The organism is Kitasatospora sp. NEAU-CNBT7 (assembly GCF_057220535.1).
This window is the reverse complement of sequence record NZ_JBXQQB010000035.1, coordinates 60234-79279: the sequence shown is the minus strand read 5'-3', so window position 1 is coordinate 79279 and position 19046 is coordinate 60234. Positions and strand designations below refer to the sequence as shown.

Here is a 19046-nt window from a genome sequence, read left to right as displayed (position 1 = left end):
CCCCCCCCCCGCCCGCGCACCCGCTACCTGGTCACGCCCGCCGCGAAGGCGCTGGTGCACACCCGCCGGCTGTTCGGCGCCCGGGTCTTCGACGGGTTCCTGCGGATGCAGTACCGCAGCGCCGCCTGACCACCGGGACGGGCGGGGCGGCTGGTCCGGGCGGCGCATGCGGTGGGGCGGGTCCGGGCCGCGGGTCCGGGGGCGGGTACGGGCCGCGGGTCCGGGGGCGGGTACGGGCCGCGGTTAAGCCCCGCCTAGGGTGGGTCCGAAGCAAAACGGAGGAAACCGGACCCGCCCGGGGCCGGCCCGCCCGACGCACCACGAGGGAAAGCAGGACGCGCCGATGGGCGACGGCATGGCAGGAATGCACCACCACGGGACCACGCTCGGCCCGTTCACCCTCTCCTCCAGCCTCAGCTGGTCACCCGACTGGCCGTTCCTGATCGGCGCCCTGGTCGCCCTCGGCCTGTACACGGCGGGCGCCGTACGGCTGTGGCGCCGCGGCGACCGGTGGCCCGTCGGCCGCATGATCGCCTGGGTGGCGGGCATCGGCACCCTGGTCCTGGTCACCAACACCGGGCTGAACGACTACGGCATGGTGCTGTTCAGCGCCCACATGATCCAGCACATGGTGCTGAGCATGCTCTCCCCCATCCTGCTGCTGCTCGGCGCCCCGATCACGCTCGCCCTGCGCGCGCTGCGCCCGGCCCGCAAGGGCAGCGGCAAGGGCCCGCGCGAACTGCTGGTGGCGCTGCTGCACAGCCGGTACGTGCGGATCATCTCGCACCCGGCCTTCACCATCCCGCTGTTCATCGCCAGCCTGTACGCGCTGTACTTCAGCCCGCTGTTCGACCTGCTGATGCAGTACCGGCTCGGGCACATCGGGATGATGGTGCACTTCCTGGCGGTCGGGATGCTGTTCTTCTGGCCGATCATGGGCGTCGACCCGGGGCCGCACCGGCCCGGCTTCGTGATGCGGATCATCGAGCTGTTCATGGGGATGCCGTTCCACGCCTTCTTCGGCGTCGCGGTCATGATGGCCACCCACCCGCTGGTCACCACCTTCACCGCCGCGACCGCGCCGCCCGGCACCGACCTGCTGAACGACCAGAAGATCGCCGGCGGCATCACCTGGGCGTTCGGCGAGATCCCGACCGCCATCGTGCTGATCGCACTGACCCTCCAGTGGGCCAAGTCCGAGGAGCGCCAGGCCCGTCGCCGCGACCGCGCCGCCGACCGCGACGGCGACGCCGAGCTGAACGCCTACAACGCCTACCTGGCCTCGCTCGACCGGCGCGGCCGCCAGGCCGAGGCCGGCTGAGCCGGCACCCACCGCGCCACGGGCCCCCTTCCACCTCCGGGTGGGACGGGGCCCGTGGCGCGTCCGGCGGACCGCGGGATCCGGCGCTGCCCACGAGATCGGGTTCTGGCTCAACTTCCTCCACCGACGACCAGGGGACACGTGCCGTCGCCGGATCCGGTCTGCCCTGGGCTCCCGTCCCTGAGGAAGTCGTGCCGTAACGTCGGGCCCACTCGTCTGTGACCAGGGCGGAGACCCATTCCTCATCGGCGGCGGTCAGCTCCTCCAGGGCCGCGCAAAGGGTTTCCCCGACGAGCTCGATCCGGTCCAGGCGCCGCACTGCCGCCAGGACGTGCGTGGAGTCGGTCCGCTGCCGCCCGCGCCGCTCGACCAACCCAGCCTCTGTCAGACGCTCGACCATCACCGCCAGAAGCCGGTCCGCCTGATCGCCCTCGGCCATCCGGTCACGGAACTCGCTCAGCACCGAGAAGTCGAAGCCCGGGTCGTCCAACTCCAGCCCCAGGCAGTAATTTCCGGTCCAACCGGCACCGGACGGCCTCGGCGGCCTGCCGGTCGGTGAGATTCTCCGCGTACTGAAGCACCGAAACCAGCACCGGACGAACCGGCAACGGACCACGACGCCCGTCGGGGGGATACCACTCCCCGAAGTCGTCGTCCGTGAACAGACCTTCCAGGTGATCCCGAACCCACATCGCCGCCGTGCCCCGCGGATTGCTCGCCCGAGCCATCCGCGCGGTCAGCGCCGGGATCTCCCGCCGGGCCAGGAACCCGTCGCCACCGCAGCCCACCCCCGCTGAACAGCCCGTCCCTCCAAGCAAGGACAGCACGCAGACATGGCCAGCGGCCGGGAAAGCTGGGATCCCCACCCGCTTCGGTGGAGATCCCGGCGGCCTTCGTCTCTATCCGGCGCTCAGCCAGCCCAGCCCTCGGCATTCGAGTACGACTCGAAGGAGTAGCGCGTATCGCGGCCCCACTCCTCGCCGGTGATGCGTTCGAATGCACGGTCCGGCGTGTAGAGCAGGCTCTCGGCCCAAATGTGGTCGATGACGAACGGGGCGAAGGCGGAAGCGTCCTGCAGGACCCTGCCGTATACCGCTCGGCCTGCGGCGACGACCGCGGCGCGCGTGTAGAGGAAGGCGTCCCCCGACAGGTCTTGTCCGTACTCCTTGCGGTCCAGTTGGTAAAGCGCCCAGGACAGCTGTTCCGCGAAGCCCGTGACCAGCGACAACGAGGATCGGGCCAGGCGCTCGGTGATGTTGGCGGCGAGCAGTTCGGCCTCAGCGTCAGGTCCTGCGGGCCTGCAGTCTTCGATGAGCTGCCAGAAGGTGTCTTCGTTCACAGGGCGAGCATGACGCAGCGGACAGACACTCCCGACCACCGAGCCATCTGGGTGCTGCTGTGGAACTGATGAAGATCACCAACAGCATCACTTCCGTGAGCTGTGCCCGGTGAGTGGCGCTCGGGCTCCCGATCTGTTCGCCCGCCCCTGACCGGACCGCGCTTTCGACGACGGCTCGACTCTGCAAGGCGGACCCGAGCGGCCGGTGTCCGTCGCTGCAGACTAGAAGAGGCCCGCGCGACTGTGCTGCGAGAGGCCGTCGAGGAGCTCGCGCAGCCACGGCTCGCGGACGGCCGGCAGCCGGGCCAGGGTGTGTCGGAACACGCCCGGGTCGGCCCGGAACAGGCGCCCGGGGAGCAGCGCGGGCGTGTCGAAGTCGTCACGGAGGACGCCGGCCGGCAGGTTGCCCGACGCGGGAACGGGCGAGTCCGGCTCGGGGGAGACCATCCACCACCACACCCCGAACGGCAGTGGCACCGGGTACGCCGTCGGGTCGGCCGGGGCCCAGATCTCCCCCGTCTGCGGATGGGTCGGCACGAGGAGGATGTCGGTGCCCCTGTGGGGAGAAGGCTGCCCCGGTCCGGCCAGGGCGGCGCGCCGCGGCGGTGGCCCCGCAGGCAGCAGGGCGTCGAGCGAGCGTTGGAACACCTCTCCGACCAGGCCGTCCGAGACGATCACCGGTCGGCCTTCCGAAGCCACCAGCAGGTGGGCGAGCGCCCTGCCCGCAGCCGCCTCCCACTGCGGGCTCCACGACCACCAGTAGTTCGGCCAGTGACCCGCCCCCGCTCGCGACCCCCATGCAGCGAGGGGCGCGAAGGGGGGTGTCCCCTTCCCTTCCGCCATCAGGTCCGTCCAGGAGAGTGGTGCGGGATCGGCGCCGCCAACAGGGAGACGGCGTACCGCGTTCGGGGCGAGCCAGAGCGCCTGCCAGAGCGAGCAGTCGTCGATCCGGCTCGCCACGGGCAGGGCACACTCCATGCAGGCGACGTTGGGGCCGCCGGTCCCGTCAAGGCCGCAGCAGTAGCCGCCTCCGCGATTCTCCGGGATCAGGACGGTTCGGCGGGCGTCGCCGGGCGCGATGACGATCGCGCCCGGTGCGCCGTCGGAGAGGGCAGGGACCGGCGCATGGACACCGCGGGCGGTCGCTTCGTTCGGGTGGATCTCCTCCCACGTCCGCCACGGCGGTCCCCAGGGCTCCGGGTCCACGGCGAAGGTGCCCGACTCCATGAGCACCGGGAGCTGGGTCCCGTTCCCGTAGGTCTGATGGGCGTGCACCGGCAGGGCGACCTGGGTCAGCGGGGTGGTCAGCTCGGCGCCGCACCCCGCGCACACGAAAACGAACAAATGTCCTCCGTCTGGGAAACGGAGGCATCATCGCAGCTCGGCAGCGGCCGGCCAATCGGTTTCCAGGACGGTCCGAGGCAGCGCGACCAGCCCGACGCTCAGCACCACACCATCACTTCGGCCGGGCGGCCCGCCGCACGGGATCCCGTGGTGCCGCGCCGGACGGATCCGGTGCCCCGGCCGGGACGGTTACGAATGCACCAGTGGGCAGCCGCGCCGGATCGAGTGCTGGGCGGCGCGCAGGAAGAGCGCGACGTAGAAGGCCGCGTCCAGGTCGGCGGTCCACGGGCCCGGGCGGGTGGCGGCGAGTTCCCGGGCCGCACCGTCCAGGAACCAGTTCGTCAGATCCAGGTTGTCGCACGTCCGGGGCACTTCCGCGGGCAGCCCGACGGCGGCGGCGAGCCGCTCCGCGAGCGCCAGCACCTGCGGAGCCCCGGCCACCAGGTGAAGCTCCGGATCGTCCGCCTCCAGCGGCACCTGGAACTCGTCCGCCAGGGAGACCGGCAGCAGCACCGACCAGCCGCAGAGGGTGTCGGTCTGCTCCGGCGTCAGCTGCGCCTCGCAGAGCGCCAGGAACCCGGCCATCGGCGGGACCAGCTTCTCCTCGAAGGCCTGCCCCGAGCCCCGGACGAAGGCCGGCTCCTCCGGGACGTCCACGTACGGTGGCTGCCCGCGCCGCACCAGCTCGGCGTTGACGGCCGCGGCGGCCACCGCCCATCCCTCCTCGCCCTCGTCGAACCACTCCGACCCGCCGACGCTCACCAGGTAGATCCCCATGGTCCGGACCGTAGGCCGTCCCACTGACAGCCGAGCCCAGACGGGCAGTCGTCCCACGAGCTGGGCCAGCCGAGGACAGGACCAGCCGACGGACAGGATCAGCCCGCGGGCACGGTCAGCAGGCGGCGCAGGGCCAGCGCGTCCGGGGCGAGGGCCGTGAGGAGGGTGGCGGCGGTCCCGGGGAGCGTGAGCAGGGCGGCGTCGGTGCCGGGCGGGGGCGCCGGGGGTGCGGGCAGGCCGACGGTGAGCAGCTGGCCGAGGGTGCGGTGGCCGCCGAGGGAGGCGGGGCCGTCCCAGCCGGGGGCGCCGGGGCCGAGGTCGGTCTGCTGGTCGAGGATCGGGTACCCGGCCTGGTGGACCGTCAGCCGGGAGGTGAGGCGGCCGGGCGGTGCGCCGCGGGCGTGGTCGTGGTGGCGGCCGAGGACCTGCTCCTCCCGCAGGCGCAGGGCGGCGCCGGGGGCGAGCGTGATGCGGGTGGTCATCACCAGGTGGCTGCCGGAGGCGGCGACCACGGGCTCGGGCAGCCAGTCGAGGCGGGCGCCCTCCGCGACGGTGAGGTCGACGGTGAGCCGGGCGGGACCGGGTTGCGGGCCGGGGAGGCTGATGGTGGCGGCGGCGCTGGTGAGTTCGAGGACGGCGCCGGGCCGCAGCTCGGCGCGGACGGCGAGCCGGTCGCCGCCGAGCGGGGCGGCCATCGACCCGATCATGGTGACCCGGTGGCCGCGGGTGCGGCGCAGCGCGATCGGACCGGCGCCGGCCAGCACGGGCAGGGCGGTGCCGCCCCGTCCGTCCGGCTCGGCGACGATCCGGGCGAGCGCCTCAAGCGTGCTGGTCAACGGCGGTCCAGGCGTGCAGCCGGGCGCGCACCCAGGCGGCGATCGGGTCGACGCCGTCGGGGGCGGCGAGGGAGCAGAACAGGGTCGGCAGGTCGCCGCGCTGGGCGGCGGCGTCGCGGGCCATCACGCCGAGGTCGGCGCCGACCAGGAGGGCGAGGTCGGTCTTGTTGATCACCAGCAGGTCGGAGGTGGAGACGCCGGGGCCGCCCTTGCGGGGGATCTTGTCGCCGCCGGAGACGTCGATGACGAAGATCTGGTGGTCGACCAGGCCGCGGCTGAAGGTGGCGGTGAGGTTGTCGCCGCCGGATTCGACCAGGATCAGGTCGAGCGGGCCGAGTGCGTCCTCCAGTTCTTCGACGGCCTCCAGGTTGGCGGAGATGTCGTCGCGGATGGCGGTGTGCGGGCAGCAGCCGGTCTCCACGGCGATGATCCGCTCGGGTGGCAGGACGGCGTTGCGCAGCAGGAACTCGGCGTCCTCGGTGGTGTAGATGTCGTTGGTGACGACGGCGAGCGAGAGTTCGTCGCGCAGGGCGCGGCAGAGCGCGGCGACGGTGGCGGTCTTGCCGGAGCCGACCGGTCCGCCGAGGCCGATCCGCAGGGCGCGGCGCCAGTCGTGGCCGGTGCGGTGGTCGGTGTAGCCGTGGTGCGCGGGGGCGTCGTGGAGGTCGACGTGGTCACGATGCAAAGAGACGCACCTTCCAGGAGGCGTGCTGCTCGGCGTGGATGTCGAGCAGGGGGGCGGAGGCGGTGGGCAGGTCGCCGGTCCGGGCGGCGGCCAGCGCGTCGGCGGCGACCGCGTCCAGCTGCGGGCCGAGCCGGGCCAGCGCGGCCGCGACCTGGTAGGGGTCGAGGCCGAGCAGCCGGACGCAGGCGGTGGCCGGGCCGTTGACGCTCTCGTACGCGGCGAGGGCGGCGGCCTGGCCGGGGCCGAGTCCGGCGGCGTGCGCGGTGACGCCGAGCGCGACGCTCTGGTGGGCGCCGCGCGGGTGGCGGTGGTGGAGGGTGTCGAGGGCGGGGTGCGGCCAGGCGGCGCGGGCCGCGCGCAGGAGCTGGCGGCCCAGGCGCCGGCTGGTGGCGCGCTGGGCGGGCGAGGGGGTGCGGGCGTCGGCGGCCCGGTCCAGCGCGTCGAGGTCGGCGTCCGGGTCGGCCGCGGCGGCGGCGAGGGCTGCCGCGACCAGCCCGGTGGTGTGCAGGCGGCCGGTGAGGAAGGCCGTCATGCTCGGGACGTCGTGGATCCGGCCGGCCTTGACGGCGGCCTCGGCGCCGCCGGAGTGGGCGTGGCCGCCGGCCGGGAAGCGGCCGTCGGCGAGCAGCAGCACGGCGGCCACCGGCGGCATCGGCGTGGTGGCCATCTAGAACAGGAAGTACCGCTGTGCGAGCGGCAGTTCGGTGGCGGGGGCGGGAGTGACCGGCTCGCCGTCGATGGTCACGGTGAAGGTGTCGGGATCCACCCGGACGTCGGGGCGGGCGGTGTTGTTGACCATGTGGTCCTTGGTGACGGCCCGGGTGCTGCGGATCGGCCGGAACTCCTTGCCGAGGGCGAGCCGTTCCGGGAGCCCGTCGTCGATCGCGGCCTGGGCGGTGAAGTTGAACGAGTTGGCGGCCGGGGCGCGTCCGGTGGCGCCGAACATCGGCCGCGGCAGCAGGGGTTGGGGGGTGGGGATGGAGGCGTTGGCGTCGCCCATCTGGGCCCAGGCGATCTGGCCGCCCTTGAGCACCAGGTCGGGTTTGACCCCGAAGAAGGCGGGCGACCAGAGCACCAGATCGGCGAGCCTGCCCGGTTCGACCGATCCGATCTCGTGGTCCACGCCCTGGGCCACGGCCGGGTTGACGGTGTACTTGGCGACGTAGCGGCGCGCCCGGTGGTTGTCGGCCCGCCCGTCGCCGGGCAGTGCGCCGCGGCGCCGCTTCATCACGTGCGCGGTCTGCCAGGTGCGCATCACCACCTCGCCGATCCGGCCCATCGCCTGGGAGTCGGAGCTGATGATGGAGATCGCGCCCAGGTCGTGCAGGACGTCCTCGGCGGCGATGGTGGACGGGCGGATCCGGGATTCGGCGAAGGCCAGGTCCTCGGGGACGTGCGGGCTGAGGTGGTGGCAGACCATCAGCATGTCGAGGTGTTCGTCGACGGTGTTGACGGTGTGCGGGCGGGTCGGGTTGGTGGAGCTGGGCAGCACGTTGGGCTGCGCGACCACGGTGATGATGTCGGGGGCGTGGCCGCCGCCCGCGCCCTCGGTGTGGTACGCGTGGATGCCCCGCCCGGCGATCGCGGCCAGCGTGTCGGCGACGAACCCGGCCTCGTTCAAGGTGTCCGTGTGGATGGCCAGTTGGGCGCCGGTGAGGTCGCAGACCCGCAGGCAGGCGTCGATCGCTGCGGGGGTCGCCCCCCAGTCCTCGTGGATCTTGAAGCCGAGCGCCCCGGCGCGCAGCTGGTCGTGCATGGACTCGGTGTTGACGGTGTTGCCGCGGCCGAGCAGGCCGACGTTGACCGGCAGGCCGTCCATGGCCTCGAACATCCGGGCCAGGTGCCAGCGGCCGGGGGTGATGGTGGTCGCCTTGCTGCCCTCGGCCGGGCCGGTGCCGCCGCCGATCAGGGTGGTGACACCGGAGGCGAGCGCCTCGTCCACCAACTGCGGGCAGATGAAGTGCACATGGGCGTCGATCGCACCGGCGGTGAGGATCTTTCCGTTACCGGAGATCACCTCGGTCTCCGGGCCGATCACCAGCTCCGGGTGGACGCCGTCCATGGTCTCGGGGTTGCCGGCCTTGCCGAGCGCGGTGATCCGGCCGTCCCGGATGCCGATGTCGGCCTTGACGATGCCCCAGTGGTCGAGCACCACCGCGCCGGTGATCACGGTGTCGGGCGTGCCGTCGGCCCGGCCGGCCCGGGACTGGCCCATCGACTCCCGGATCACCTTGCCGCCGCCGAACACCGCCTCGTCGCCGCCGGCGCTGCGGTCCTCCTCCACCTCGATCAGCAGGTCGGTGTCGGCCAGCCGGATCCGGTCGCCGACCGTCGGGCCGTACAGGTCGGCGTAGCGCTCACGGGAGAGATGGAGCGCGTGGCCGCTCGCGCGCGCCGGGCGGTCAGCCATCGAGCGCCCCGGCGACCTCGCCGCGCAGCCCGTACACCTCGCGGCGGCCGGCGATCGGGACCAGCTCGACCTCCATCGGGATGCCCGGCTCGAAGCGGACGGCGGTGCCCGCCGGGACGTTCAGCCGCAGGCCGTACGCGGCCCGGCGGTCGAACTCCAGGCCGGGGTTGGCCTCGGCGAAGTGGTAGTGGCTGCCGACCTGCACCGGGCGGTCGGCCGCGTTGACGGCGGTCAGCCGGGTCACCGGCCGGCCGGCGTTGAGGCCGATCTCCCCCTCCCCGTGGAGGATCTCACCGGGCGTCACAGGATCGGCCCGTGCACGGTGACCAGCTTGGTCCCGTCCGGGAAGGTCGCCTCCACCTGGACGTCCGGGATCATCTCGGCGATCCCCTCCATCACGTCCTTGCGGCCCAGCACCTGACGGCCGGACTCCATCAACTCGGCGACCGTGCGGCCGTCCCGGGCACCCTCCAGCACGTGCGAGGTGATCAGGGCCACCGCCTCGGGGTGGTTGAGCCGCAGGCCGCGGGCGCGGCGGGCACGGGCCACGTCGGCGGCGACGTGGACGAGCAGGCGCTCCTGCTCGTGGGGGGTGAGCTTCATCGGCGCGCACCTCGGGTGGGAAGGTCACGGTGGGGGCGGGCACCGCACTGTGCCCCGAGCGCTCCCCCCGGACCGCGCGGTACGGCTGCGCGGGTGCGGCCGCGCCGACGGCCGTCGCGCGCGGACGGGCGGCCCGTCCGGCGCGACCGCCCCCGGGCTGGTACGCGGGAGGATCCGGTCTCGTGGCGGTCACGGTAGCCGACGAACTTCCCGGCTCCAACGCCCGTACCGGCCCACCGCCGGTGAATTTACCCAGAATTGCCAAAGCACCGGCGGTCCGTGCCGGTCCCTGAAACATTTCCGCCGCCGGTGGACGGTGCGGGTCAGTCGGGCCGGTCCGCGGGGTCCGGCCCGGTGGCCGCGACCGCCGCCGCGATGCCGTCCAGCAGCAGGACCAGCCCGGCCCGGAAGGTCGCCGCGGCCTCGCGTTCCAGGTACGGGACGGGCTCGGGCTCGCCGTCCGCACCCCGGTCGTCCGTACCCCGGTCGGGCGGACCGAAGTCGGCCGCGCGGTCCTGCTCCACGGCCGTCAGCAGCGGGTAGCGCTCGGCGAAGTCCGGTGCCAGCTCCGGCAGCAGGGACGCCCGCGCGAACCACCACTGCTCGTCCGACACCCCGGTCGCCGCCGCGGCCTGCCGCGACTCGGCCACCGCCTGCGCCGATCCGCGGACGTGGTTGACCAGCACACCGGCGGCGCGGCGCAGCGCCCCGGCGCCGAGGCCGGTCCCGGCGAGGGCCCGCAGCAGCGCCTCCACCACCGCGTACTCGTTGGGCCCGAGCACCGGCCTGGCCTGCGAGACCAGCAGGACCCAGGGGTGGCGGAGGTGGAAGGCCCAGCAGCACTCGGCCCAGCGGGTGACGTCCACCCGCCAGGGCGGTCCGCCCGGGAGCGGCGGGCGGCCGCGGCCGCCGCCGGCGGCGGCAGCACCGGACCCGGGCTCGGGCTCGGGGGCAGGCTCGGACCCCGCGGACAGGTCTTCGAGCAGCTCGGCAAGCACCCGGTCGTGCATCAGGTCGAGCAGTTCCCCCTTGCCCGGGACGTAGGTGTACAGGGCCATCGCGGTGCGCCCGAGGCGCTCGCCGACGGCCCGCATGGACAGCGCGGCCATCCCCTGTTCGTCGGCGACCGCGATGCCCGCGTCGACCACCGCGCCGACGCTGAGGGCGGGCTTGGGCCCCGGGCCGGTGCGCGACCGGTCGGCCGGGCCCGGGGGGAGCCAGAGCAGGGCCATCGAGCGGCGGGGGTCGCCCTGCCCGGCGAATACCGTCACCGCACATCTCCTTATGCCGTAAAGTGGCGCAGCGAGAGGATCTCTTTACGGCATAAAGATATCAGGAGGAGGGCTCATGGAGCAGCTGCCGGTATCACTGGTCCGAGTGACGGCGGTCAACCGGATCACCCCGCGCACGACGCGGGTCACCTTCACCGACCCGGCCCTGGCGGAGCTCGGCGAGGGCTGGCCCGACCAGCAGATGAAGCTCTGCTTCCCCCGGCCCGGCCAGGCCGGGCCTCGACTCCCGGCGGCCGACCCGGACGGCGACGTGATGCGCTGGTACCAGGCGTTCCTTGCGATCCCCGAGCACGAACGTCCGTGGATGCGCAGCTTCACCGTCCGCGCCCGCCGCCCCCACCGCGCCGAGATCGACGTCGACTTCGTCCTGCACGGCGACTGCGGACCGGCTGCCCGCTGGGCGGCCGCCGCCGCGCCGGGCGACATGCTGGGCATGGTCGGCCCCTCCGCCGCGTACGCCCGGGCGCCCCGGCCCGCCGACTGGCTGCTGCTGGCCGGGGACGAGACCGCGCTGCCCGCCGTCGCCGGGCTGGTGGAGGCGCTGCCGGAGGGTGCGCGGGCCATCGCGTACCTGCAGGTGGCCGACCGCGAGGAGGAGCAACCGTTCGCCACCCGGGGCGAGTTGACCGTGCACTGGCTGCACCGCGACGGCACTCCGGCGGGCCGCGGCACGGCGCTGGTCGACGCGGTACGCGCTGCGGTGCTGCCGCCGGGCAGCGGGTCCGCCTGGCTGGCCGGGGAGGCCGGCACCGTCCGGGCCCTGCGGCGGCACCTGGTCGGCGAACGCGGCCTGGACCGCCGGTCGGTGGAGTTCGCCGGGTACTGGCGGCTCAGCCTCACCCAGGACGACGCCCCGACACCCGAGGACCTCGCCGAGGCCGGCGAGCGGCTGGCCGACCTCCGGGCCGACGACGGCGACGCGCCGGGCACCGGCGCCGTATGAGAGCAGGGCCGCCGCGAACGGGCAGCCCTGGGAACGGGCAGCCCCGGACCGGGCGGCGCAGGAACGGGCGGCCCGCGGACGATCAGCCCGGCTGCCCCGGTCGCCCTGGCTGCCCCGGCCGCTACGCGGCGAGGAGCGCCGTGAGCCGGGGCAGCCGGGACGCCATCGCGGCGTCGTCGTCGAAGTCCCAGAAGCCGGCGCCGTCGTCACCACCACCGTCCGGCGAGGGGTAGGTGATGGTGAAGGCGTCGTCGGGGAGTTCGCTTCCGGTGGCCGCGAGGTGGGCGTCCCAGGCGATGCCCAGCGCCTCCTCGCACTCCAGGTCCTCCGATTCGGCCGCCGCCGCCCGCACGGCGGGCAGTTCGGCCAGCGTGTCGGGACGCTCGACGGCGCGTTCGAAGGCTTCCCGGCCCTGGGTGATCAGCCAGCCGCGGAAGTAGTCGAAGCCGTCGTCGGAGCAGCCGCCGTTCAGTAGGTAGGCCGCGGCCCACAGCGGGGTCCGGTAGGAGTCGGCCATCAGATCCCAGAACACCTGCTGAGCGGCGAGGATCTCCGCGCGCGGACGGGCGGCGAGCAGGACGGCGGCCCGCTCGGCCACCGCCTCACCGTCGGACGGGTCGGGAACGCCTCCACGGGCGGCCGCGATCAACTCCCAGAACTCTGCCTTGTCCATGCCCCCGAGCGTGCCACCCGGCACCGACAGTCCCGGGCCGACCGGGCCCGCCACCCTCCCGCACGGCACCCTCCCGTACGGCCACCCGTCCGCACGGCTACCGCAGGACGGCCTCCAGCAGGTCGGAGCCGAGCCGTCCACTGGTCGTCAGGTCGAGCCGGTGGAGCAGGTAGCGGCCGCGCCGGGAGGTGCTGAGCAGCCCGGCCTTGCGCAGGACGGCGAGGTGGCGGGAGACCTCGGGGGCGGTTAGCTGCCAGGCCTCGGCCAACTCCCCGGTGGTGTGCGCGCCGCGGGCCATGGTGCGGGCCAGCCGCAGCCGTACCGGGTGGGCGAGCGCCTCCAGGCGCTGCTGGACCAGGGCCAGCGAGACCGGTTCGGGCAGGCCCGGTTCGGCGACCGGGTACTGCAGGACGGGCCGCCAGCCGCGGGCGTACACGACCACCAGGTGCGGACGCCCGAACGCGGTGGGGATGAAGGTGACGCCGCCCGCGCCGACCGCGCTGGTGGAGTTGTCCTGCAGCTTGTCGACGACGATGCGGGCCGCACCGGACTCCTCCGCGTGGTGGGCGACGGCGGTCGAGATCGACGCCAGCGCCTCGGTGGGACCGCGCCGGGCGAGCAGGTCCGCCTTGTGCCGGGCGTCGGCCGCCAGCCCGGGCAGAACCTGCCGCCAGGCGTCGGCGAAGAACGCCTCCGCGCAGTCCTCCAGCAGCTGACGGATCCGCGCGCGGACGGCGGGCGGGTCGGTGAGCAGCCGCTCCGCGAACGCCGCCTGCCGGGGACCGCGGGCCAGCGCGAGGTCGCGGGCGCGCTCCCGGGCGGCCGGGTCGGCCAGCGGGGACCGGGAACGCAACGACAGCCGGGAGGAGCCGCAGGTCGCGATCAGGGAGGCGGCGGCGTACGTCTCGTCGTCGAGCCGGTCGACGGCGTCGAGTTCGTCGGCGAGGCTCGCGCCGGGCAGGCCGGGGACCAGGAAGTCGGCCCGGGAGGAGCGCCACAGGAAGTCCGCCTCCAGTAGCCGGTCGGCCAGTTCGGGGCGGATCGCGGCGGTGGTCGCGGCGGCCCAGCCGTGCAGGTCCGGGTGGTGCGCGGGCTCGGCGAGCACGTGCAGCATCGCGGACAGTTCGGCGAGCGGCGAAGGGGTGAAGAGCAGCCGCTCGGGCGGCAGTCCGGTGATGTCGATGGTCAGGCTCACCCGGCCGATCCTCGCAGGTGGACCGGCGCGGGCCGACGCCGGTTGACGAAAACCGTCAACCCGCGTGCCCGGGCGGGCGGCCCGGGCGCAGGGTGACGCCCATGACTGTGATCGACGAGAAGCCCGCGACCGCTGCGTGCCCCGCCACCGCTCCCCGCCCCACCACCGTTCGCCAACCCGGTGCGGTCCGCTCGCTGGCGGCGGCGGGCGGCGCCCGGTACGCGGTGGCACTGGTGGTGGACGCGCTCGGGGCCGGCCTGCTGCGGCCGTTCCTGCTGCTGTACGGCGTGAGCGTGCTCGGGCTGGACGCCGGACGGGCCGGGCTGGCGCTGTCGTTGGGCATGCTCGTCGGGCTGGCCGTGGTGCCGCTGACCGGGCGTTGGATCGACCGCGGCGCCCGGAGCCGGCCGGTCGCGGCGACCCTGCTGGTCCGGGCGGTCGGCGTCGGGGTGCTGCTGGCCGCGCCGGGTACGGGGGCGTTCACGGCGGCGGCCGTGCTGCTGGGCATCGGCAGCCAGTCCTGGCCGACCACGCACGCGGCGATGGTGGCGACGCTCGCGGACGGCCGGGTCCGCGACACCGCGCTGGCGGCCGGACGTTCGCTGCGCAACGCGGGTCTGGGTGCCGGCGCGTTGATCGCCACGGTGGCTCTGGCCGGCGGCGCGGGCACCCTGCGGGCGCTGGCGGCGGTCACCGCCGCGGGCTGCCTGCTGGCGGCCGGGCTGGTGCTGTCGATGCGGGTGACGGCGGAACGGGCGGCACACGCGCAGGCCCCCGGGCGCGAGGCGCCCCGGACGGCCGTACCGGGCACCGGCGGTCCCGACCGGCTGGGACGGCTCGGGCGGCTGAGCCTGGCCAACCTGCCGTTCGCGTTCTGCTTCGACGTCCTGGAGGTCGCGCTGCCCGCCCTGCTGGTGACCCGGCTGCACGCCTCACCCGCCTGGTCGTCCGGGATCTTCGTCGGCAACACGCTGCTGGTGATCACGGCTCAGGTGGCGGTCGTGACCCGCCTGGCGCGGTACCCGCGCCGGACCGTCTTCGGCGCGGCGGGCTGGCTGCTCGCCCTGTCCTACCTGGGCTTCTGGGCCGGGGGCGGCCTCGGCGGTACCGCCGGTGCGGCCGCGGTGGCGGGCGTCTCGGTGCTGTACACCCTCGGCGAGATCCTCTACGCCGGGTCCGGTACGGCGCTGGTGGTGGCCGAGGCGCCGCCGCACCTGCTGGGCCGGGCGCTGGCCCGCTGGGAGCTGTCCACCGGCCTCGGCCGGGCCGCTGCACCGGCCGCCCTGACCGCCCTGCTCGCGGTCGGCCCGGGCGCCCTGTGGGCCGTCCTCGCCGGTTGCACGGCCCTGGCGGCGGTGGCGGTGCGGCGCCTCGCCCCGGCCGTCTGACCGGCCGCCCGGCTGCGGCCCGACCCGGCGCCGCCGGGTGGCCGGAACCCCGCCACGGCGGCTCCTCGGCGCGGGCCCCGGGAGTAGGGTCCGACGAGTTGTCATGCATTCGGCACCGGTTGGCGGCCGGTTCGTCCCGGGTTCACCGGCCGGTCCGGCCGCGACGCCTAGGGTGCGGGTCGGAATGCGCCGGAACTCCAGCAGGGAGCACAGCACATGACGAACCGTCCGACCGAGGAGCAGTCCTCCCGCCGCTCCTTCCTGCGCGCCACCGGGGCCGTCGGCCTCGGGGTGGCCGCGCTGGGGGCCGCGGGTACCGGCCAGGCCGCCGCCGATGACGCGTCCGGTCCGCAGCCCTCCGCCGCGGAGCCCGCCGCCGCCGAGCGGCCGCCCGCCGGCACCCGGCCGCCGGTGCACACCGGCACCGGCCTCGACCGGCTGCCGCACCCGCTGGTCATCGGCCACCGCGGCGCCAGCGGCTACCGTCCCGAGCACACCCTCGGCTCGTACGAGCTGGCGCTGGAGCTGGGCGCCGACGTCATCGAGCAGGACCTGGTGCCGACCAAGGACGGCCAGCTGGTGGTCCGGCACGAGAACAACATCGCCGAGACCACCGACGTCGCCGACCACCCCGAGTTCGCGGGCCGCCGGACCACCAAGACGGTCGACGGGGTGGCGCTGACCGGCTGGTTCACCGAGGACTTCACCCTCGCCGAGCTGCGCACCCTGCGCGCCAAGGAGCGCCTGCCGCAGCAGCGCCAGCGCAACACCCTGTACGACGGCCGGTGGCCGATCCCGACGTTCCGCGAGGTCACCGAGTTCGCCGCCCGCCGCTCGCGCACCCTCGGCCGCGACGTGTGGCTGTACGTCGAGACCAAGCACCCCAGCTACTTCCGCTCGATCGGCCTCCCGCTGGAGGAGCGGCTCGCCGACGAGCTGCGCCGGGCGGGGCTGGCCGGCCGGCAGGGCCGGGCGATCCTGCAGTCCTTCGAGCCGAGCAGCCTCCAGCGCCTCGCCAAGCTGGTCGGCAACCCGCGGATCCAGCTGCTGAGCGGCCCCACCACCCAGCCGTACGACTTCGTGCTGGCCGGCGACAAGCGCACCGTCGCCGACCTGGTCACCCCGGACGGGCTGCGCTGGCTGGCCACCTTCTCGCACGGCCTGGGGCCGACCACCGAACTGATCGCCCCGACCGACCCGGCCACCGGCCGGCTCAAGCCGCCGACCACCCTGGTCGCGGACGCCCACCGGGCCGGGCTGGTGCTGCACCCGTGGACGGTCCGCAACGAGAACGGCTTCCTGCCCGCCGACTTCCGCCACGGCACCGACCCGGCGGCCTACGGCGACGCGATCGGCTGGGCGCGGCGGCTCTACGACCTCGGCGTGGACGGCTTCTTCACCGACAACTCCGACACCAGCGTGCTGGCCCGCGCGGACTTCTGGGCCGCCCACGGGGTGGGCTGACGCCGGGTCACGGCCGGCGCGTCCCCTCCGGGCCGCCGGCCGTCCCACGTTCCGGTGGCTCGCGTTCCACGTTCCGGTGGCTCGCGACCGGCCGAGGTATGCGGGCGGGGCGGCGGTGGAAGGTCCGTCGCAGCAGAACCCGACCGTCTCGCACCCGGAGGACGCCGATGCCCGCCGACCACCTGCCCGACCTGCCCCGCTACCCCGAGCGGCCTTCCGTCGCCCCGCCGCCGCTGCCACCACCGCCGCCACCGGCGGTGCTACCGCTGCCCGCCGTCCGGCCCGTCCCGACCGCCCGGGTCCGCCGTCCCGCCTTGCGGTTCTTCCGGCGGGCCGGGCGCTGGGCCCCTCGGTGGCCGGCCGCGGGCCGGGATCCGGGCGACTCCGCCCGGCATCCGGCCGCCGTCGGTCAGCGCCCGCCGCAACAGGAACTCGATCTGCGCGTTGGTGCTGCGCAGTTCGTCGGCGGCCCAGCGGGCGAGGGCGTCGTGGACGGCCGGGTCCAGCCGCAGCAGGATCTTCTTGCGCTCGGTCGCCACCTGACCACCTCGTCCACTGCTCGGCCTGCTACTCGGTCCGGTGCTCGATCCACTATTCGGTCCATCGCTCGGTCACTGGTACAGCGAGCCGGTGTTGACCACCGGCTGGGTGCCCCGGTCACCGCAGAGCACGACCAGCAGGTTGCTGACCATCGCGGCCTTGCGCTCCTCGTCCAGCTCGACCACGTTGTCCTCGGCGAGGCGGTCCAGCGCGAGGTTCACCATGCCGACCGCGCCCTCCACGATCAGGCGGCGGGCCGCGACGACGGCGCCGGCCTGCTGGCGCTGCAGCATGACCTGTGCCACCTCGGGAGCGTAGGCGAGGCGGGTGATCCGGGACTCGACGACCCGCACACCGGCGGAGGCGACCCGGGCATCGATCTCGGCGGACAGCGTGCGGGTGATCTCGTCGGCGCTGTCGCGCAGCGACATCTGGCCCTCGGTGTGCGCGTCGTAGGGGTAGCTGTTGGCGATGTGCCGGACGGCGGTCTCGGTCTGGATGGCCACGAACTCGACGAAGTCGTCCACCTCGTACAGGGCCTTCGCGGTGTCCTCGACCTGCCAGACGACCACGGCGGCGATCTGGATCGGGTTGCCGTCGGCGTCGTTGACCTTGGCGGTCTCGGTCTCGTGGTTGCGGATCCGGGTGGAGATCAGGCGGCGGTTGGTGAACGGGTTGAGCCAGGTCAGCCCGTCGGCCCGGACGGTGCCGCGGTAGCGGCCGAGCAGCTGGACCACCCGGGCCTGGCCCGGGGAGACGGCGGTGAGCCCGCGGGAGACCAGCACCCCGCCGACGAAGAGCAGCGGGCCGACGGAGACCAGGGTGGCGCCGAGCGCCGAGGGGTCGCCCGCCTGGGTGGCTATGCCCCAGACCGTGAGGCCCGCGCCACCGAAGATCAGCAGCAGGCTGAGGGCCAGCATCGGCAGCCCCGCCGCCCCGGTGATCACGCGTTCGGTGACCCTGGGCGCGGGCATCTCGACACCGAAGCCCTCGACGGCGGCGGGGTCGGCTTGCGGTACGGACATGGCGGTCTGCTCCTCGGGACGGTACGGCACGCAACTATCATAGTGATATCACTTAACCGGGGCGCCGGGAACTCCCCCGCCGCCCGGCGCGGGAACCGCCGAGGTGTGGCCCCACCGCGGCCCGCCGCAAGATGGTGGATGACGGCCGTCCGACCCACCGGCCGGTACCCGGCGCCAGGAGAGGCCCGTGCACATCCCCCTCGCCGTGCTGTTCGCCTTGCTGACCATGCTCAGCAACGCACTAGCGGTGGTGCTCCAGCGCAAGGCCGCGCAACGGGTACCGCTGCACGAGGGGCTCGGCCGGGGGCTGATGGCCGGACTGGTCCGCCAGCGGGTCTGGCTCGGGGGCATGCTGGCGGTCCTGGCCGCGGCCTGCTTCCAGGCGCTGGCACTGGGCAACGGGCCGCTCTCGGTGGTGCAGCCGATCTTCGTGCTCGAACTGCCGACCGCGCTGCTGCTGGGCAGCGTGATCCTGCGCCGCGGCCTGCCGCCGGACGCCTGGCGGGCGGCGGGTTTCGTCACGGTCGGCCTGGGCGTCGCGCTCGGGGCGGCCTCCCCCACCCCGGGCGACACCCAGGCACCGATGACCCGCTGGCTGGTCGCACTGGCCTGCTGTCTCGGCTCCGCCGCCGCCCTCACCGTCTCGGCGGCCCGGCGCCGCCCAGGCCCGGCCCGGGCCGCCGCCCTCGCCCTGGCCGCCGCGCTCTGCTACGCGCTGACGGCGGCGCTGCTGAAGTCGGCCGCCCAGACCTGGGAGACCCACGGCGCCGCGGGGTTCTTCACCGCCTGGCAGACGTACGGCTTCGCCGCGGTCGGCGTCACGGCGCTGTTCCTGCTGCAGCACGCACTCCAGTCCGGCCCGCTGACCTTCTCCCAGCCCGCCCTGATCCTCGGCGACGCCGGGACGAGCGTGGCGCTGGGCGTACTGCTGTACGACGAGCAGCTGCGCGGCGGCTGGTGGGTGGTGCCGGAGGTGATCGGGCTGATGCTGATCATGACCGGAATCGTGCTGCTCAGCCGCTCCGCCGCGGCCCGGGACCTGATCGGCCAGGAAGGCTCGGCCGAGCGGGCGTAGCACCCACGCGGAGGCCCCAGCCGCGGACGCCCCCGCCTCGACGCCCCTGCTGCGGACCACCCTGCCACGGACGACCCTGCGAAGATCCCTGCGAAGTCCCCGGCGGAGCGCCAGTGCGGCGACTCTCCGGCGGTTC

At 74.5% G+C, this 19046-nt stretch carries 20 protein-coding genes; 5 read left to right on the top strand and 15 right to left on the bottom strand.

What is annotated here, in order from left to right; translation table 11 throughout:
• Window positions 1–364: 364 nt before the first annotated feature.
• Entirely contained in the window at window positions 365–1321 is a 957-nt protein-coding gene (locus tag AC2TEW_RS32330; protein ID WP_484626844.1) for a cytochrome c oxidase assembly protein, read from the top strand.
• A gap of 443 nt (window positions 1322–1764) precedes the next feature.
• On the opposite strand, the gene AC2TEW_RS32325 is transcribed toward AC2TEW_RS32330, so the two are convergent.
• The 11 genes from AC2TEW_RS32325 to AC2TEW_RS32275 form a co-directional block, all read right to left on the bottom strand.
• On the bottom strand, window positions 1765–2013 hold the full coding sequence (locus tag AC2TEW_RS32325; RefSeq protein WP_484626843.1) for a transposase: 249 nt from the start codon (window positions 2011–2013) through the stop codon (window positions 1765–1767).
• Window positions 2014–2231: 218 nt separating this feature from the next.
• Window positions 2232–2660: a DUF4240 domain-containing protein gene (locus AC2TEW_RS32320; RefSeq protein ID WP_484626839.1), complete on the bottom strand. Its 429-nt coding sequence runs from the start codon at window positions 2658–2660 to the stop codon at window positions 2232–2234.
• 222 nt (window positions 2661–2882) lie between these two features.
• Window positions 2883–4004: a hypothetical protein gene (locus AC2TEW_RS32315; RefSeq protein WP_484626838.1), complete on the bottom strand. Its 1122-nt coding sequence runs from the start codon at window positions 4002–4004 to the stop codon at window positions 2883–2885.
• Window positions 4005–4193: 189 nt separating this feature from the next.
• On the bottom strand, window positions 4194–4781 hold the full coding sequence (locus AC2TEW_RS32310; protein ID WP_484626837.1) for a hypothetical protein: 588 nt from the start codon (window positions 4779–4781) through the stop codon (window positions 4194–4196).
• Window positions 4782–4879: 98 nt separating this feature from the next.
• Complete coding sequence (locus AC2TEW_RS32305; RefSeq protein WP_484626836.1) at window positions 4880–5617, bottom strand: urease accessory protein UreD; 738 nt, start codon at window positions 5615–5617, stop codon at window positions 4880–4882.
• Window positions 5601–6302, bottom strand: coding sequence for an urease accessory protein UreG (gene ureG, locus AC2TEW_RS32300; RefSeq protein WP_484626835.1), 702 nt, complete (start codon window positions 6300–6302; stop codon window positions 5601–5603). The genes AC2TEW_RS32305 and ureG overlap by 17 nt, the downstream gene beginning before the upstream one ends.
• On the bottom strand, window positions 6292–6969 hold the full coding sequence (locus tag AC2TEW_RS32295) for an urease accessory protein UreF (protein ID WP_484626834.1): 678 nt from the start codon (window positions 6967–6969) through the stop codon (window positions 6292–6294). The genes ureG and AC2TEW_RS32295 overlap by 11 nt, the downstream gene beginning before the upstream one ends.
• Window positions 6970–8712: an urease subunit alpha gene (locus AC2TEW_RS32290; protein ID WP_484626833.1), complete on the bottom strand. Its 1743-nt coding sequence runs from the start codon at window positions 8710–8712 to the stop codon at window positions 6970–6972.
• The gene (locus tag AC2TEW_RS32285) at window positions 8705–9016 is read right to left on the bottom strand and encodes an urease subunit beta (protein ID WP_484626832.1); all 312 of its coding nucleotides are present in this window, start codon (window positions 9014–9016) and stop codon (window positions 8705–8707) included. Before AC2TEW_RS32285 ends, AC2TEW_RS32290 begins: the two co-directional genes overlap by 8 nt.
• Window positions 9013–9315, bottom strand: a complete 303-nt coding sequence (locus AC2TEW_RS32280) for an urease subunit gamma (RefSeq protein WP_033825160.1) — start codon at window positions 9313–9315, stop codon at window positions 9013–9015. Before AC2TEW_RS32280 ends, AC2TEW_RS32285 begins: the two co-directional genes overlap by 4 nt.
• A gap of 323 nt (window positions 9316–9638) precedes the next feature.
• A complete protein-coding gene (locus AC2TEW_RS32275; RefSeq protein ID WP_484626831.1) occupies window positions 9639–10586 on the bottom strand; it encodes a TetR/AcrR family transcriptional regulator in 948 nt (315 codons plus the stop codon).
• A gap of 76 nt (window positions 10587–10662) precedes the next feature.
• On the opposite strand from AC2TEW_RS32275, the gene AC2TEW_RS32270 reads away from it, so the two are divergent.
• Window positions 10663–11550, top strand: a complete 888-nt coding sequence (locus AC2TEW_RS32270; protein WP_484626830.1) for a siderophore-interacting protein — start codon at window positions 10663–10665, stop codon at window positions 11548–11550.
• Window positions 11551–11671: 121 nt separating this feature from the next.
• Here the strand turns inward: AC2TEW_RS32270 and AC2TEW_RS32265 are convergent, their stop codons facing one another.
• Both AC2TEW_RS32265 and AC2TEW_RS32260 read right to left on the bottom strand, forming a co-directional pair.
• Window positions 11672–12223 carry a DUF4240 domain-containing protein gene (locus AC2TEW_RS32265; RefSeq protein ID WP_484626829.1) on the bottom strand — a complete coding sequence of 184 codons (552 nt, stop codon included), beginning with the start codon at window positions 12221–12223 and terminating at the stop codon, window positions 11672–11674.
• Window positions 12224–12320: 97 nt separating this feature from the next.
• Window positions 12321–13418 carry a DUF5937 family protein gene (locus AC2TEW_RS32260; RefSeq protein ID WP_484626828.1) on the bottom strand — a complete coding sequence of 366 codons (1098 nt, stop codon included), beginning with the start codon at window positions 13416–13418 and terminating at the stop codon, window positions 12321–12323.
• Between the two features lie 101 nt (window positions 13419–13519).
• Here AC2TEW_RS32260 and AC2TEW_RS32255 point away from each other — a divergent pair, with 101 nt between their 5' ends.
• Together AC2TEW_RS32255 and AC2TEW_RS32250 are read left to right on the top strand one after the other, a co-directional pair.
• Entirely contained in the window at window positions 13520–14806 is a 1287-nt protein-coding gene (locus tag AC2TEW_RS32255; RefSeq protein ID WP_484626827.1) for an MFS transporter, read from the top strand.
• Window positions 14807–15022: 216 nt separating this feature from the next.
• Window positions 15023–16270: a glycerophosphodiester phosphodiesterase gene (locus tag AC2TEW_RS32250; protein ID WP_484626826.1), complete on the top strand. Its 1248-nt coding sequence runs from the start codon at window positions 15023–15025 to the stop codon at window positions 16268–16270.
• 260 nt (window positions 16271–16530) lie between these two features.
• On the opposite strand, the gene AC2TEW_RS32245 is transcribed toward AC2TEW_RS32250, so the two are convergent.
• Window positions 16531–16809, bottom strand: coding sequence for a type II toxin-antitoxin system antitoxin (locus AC2TEW_RS32245; protein ID WP_484626825.1), 279 nt, complete (start codon window positions 16807–16809; stop codon window positions 16531–16533).
• Window positions 16810–16881: 72 nt separating this feature from the next.
• Window positions 16882–17835 carry an SPFH domain-containing protein gene (locus tag AC2TEW_RS32240; protein WP_484626842.1) on the bottom strand — a complete coding sequence of 318 codons (954 nt, stop codon included), beginning with the start codon at window positions 17833–17835 and terminating at the stop codon, window positions 16882–16884.
• A 187-nt stretch (window positions 17836–18022) separates the two neighbouring features.
• Here AC2TEW_RS32240 and AC2TEW_RS32235 point away from each other — a divergent pair, with 187 nt between their 5' ends.
• Window positions 18023–18910, top strand: a complete 888-nt coding sequence (locus tag AC2TEW_RS32235; protein ID WP_484626824.1) for a DMT family transporter — start codon at window positions 18023–18025, stop codon at window positions 18908–18910.
• The last annotated feature ends 136 nt before the right edge of the window (window positions 18911–19046 follow it).

Excerpts from the sequence above, each read along its gene's own strand:
- AC2TEW_RS32330 (WP_484626844.1), top strand. The coding sequence starts at position 365 with ATGCACCACCACGGGACCACGCTCGGCCCGTTCACCCTCTCCTCCAGC.
- AC2TEW_RS32280 (WP_033825160.1), bottom strand. The coding sequence starts at position 9,315 with ATGAAGCTCACCCCCCACGAGCAGGAGCGCCTGCTCGTCCACGTCGCC.
- AC2TEW_RS32265 (WP_484626829.1), bottom strand. The coding sequence starts at position 12,223 with ATGGACAAGGCAGAGTTCTGGGAGTTGATCGCGGCCGCCCGTGGAGGC.
- AC2TEW_RS32250 (WP_484626826.1), top strand. The coding sequence starts at position 15,023 with ATGACGAACCGTCCGACCGAGGAGCAGTCCTCCCGCCGCTCCTTCCTG.
- AC2TEW_RS32240 (WP_484626842.1), bottom strand. The coding sequence starts at position 17,835 with ATGTCCGTACCGCAAGCCGACCCCGCCGCCGTCGAGGGCTTCGGTGTC.
- AC2TEW_RS32255 (WP_484626827.1), top strand. The coding sequence starts at position 13,520 with ATGACTGTGATCGACGAGAAGCCCGCGACCGCTGCGTGCCCCGCCACC.
- AC2TEW_RS32325 (WP_484626843.1), bottom strand. The coding sequence starts at position 2,013 with ATGTGGGTTCGGGATCACCTGGAAGGTCTGTTCACGGACGACGACTTC.
- AC2TEW_RS32310 (WP_484626837.1), bottom strand. The coding sequence starts at position 4,781 with ATGGGGATCTACCTGGTGAGCGTCGGCGGGTCGGAGTGGTTCGACGAG.
- AC2TEW_RS32290 (WP_484626833.1), bottom strand. The coding sequence starts at position 8,712 with ATGGCTGACCGCCCGGCGCGCGCGAGCGGCCACGCGCTCCATCTCTCC.
- AC2TEW_RS32270 (WP_484626830.1), top strand. The coding sequence starts at position 10,663 with ATGGAGCAGCTGCCGGTATCACTGGTCCGAGTGACGGCGGTCAACCGG.
- AC2TEW_RS32295 (WP_484626834.1), bottom strand. The coding sequence starts at position 6,969 with ATGGCCACCACGCCGATGCCGCCGGTGGCCGCCGTGCTGCTGCTCGCC.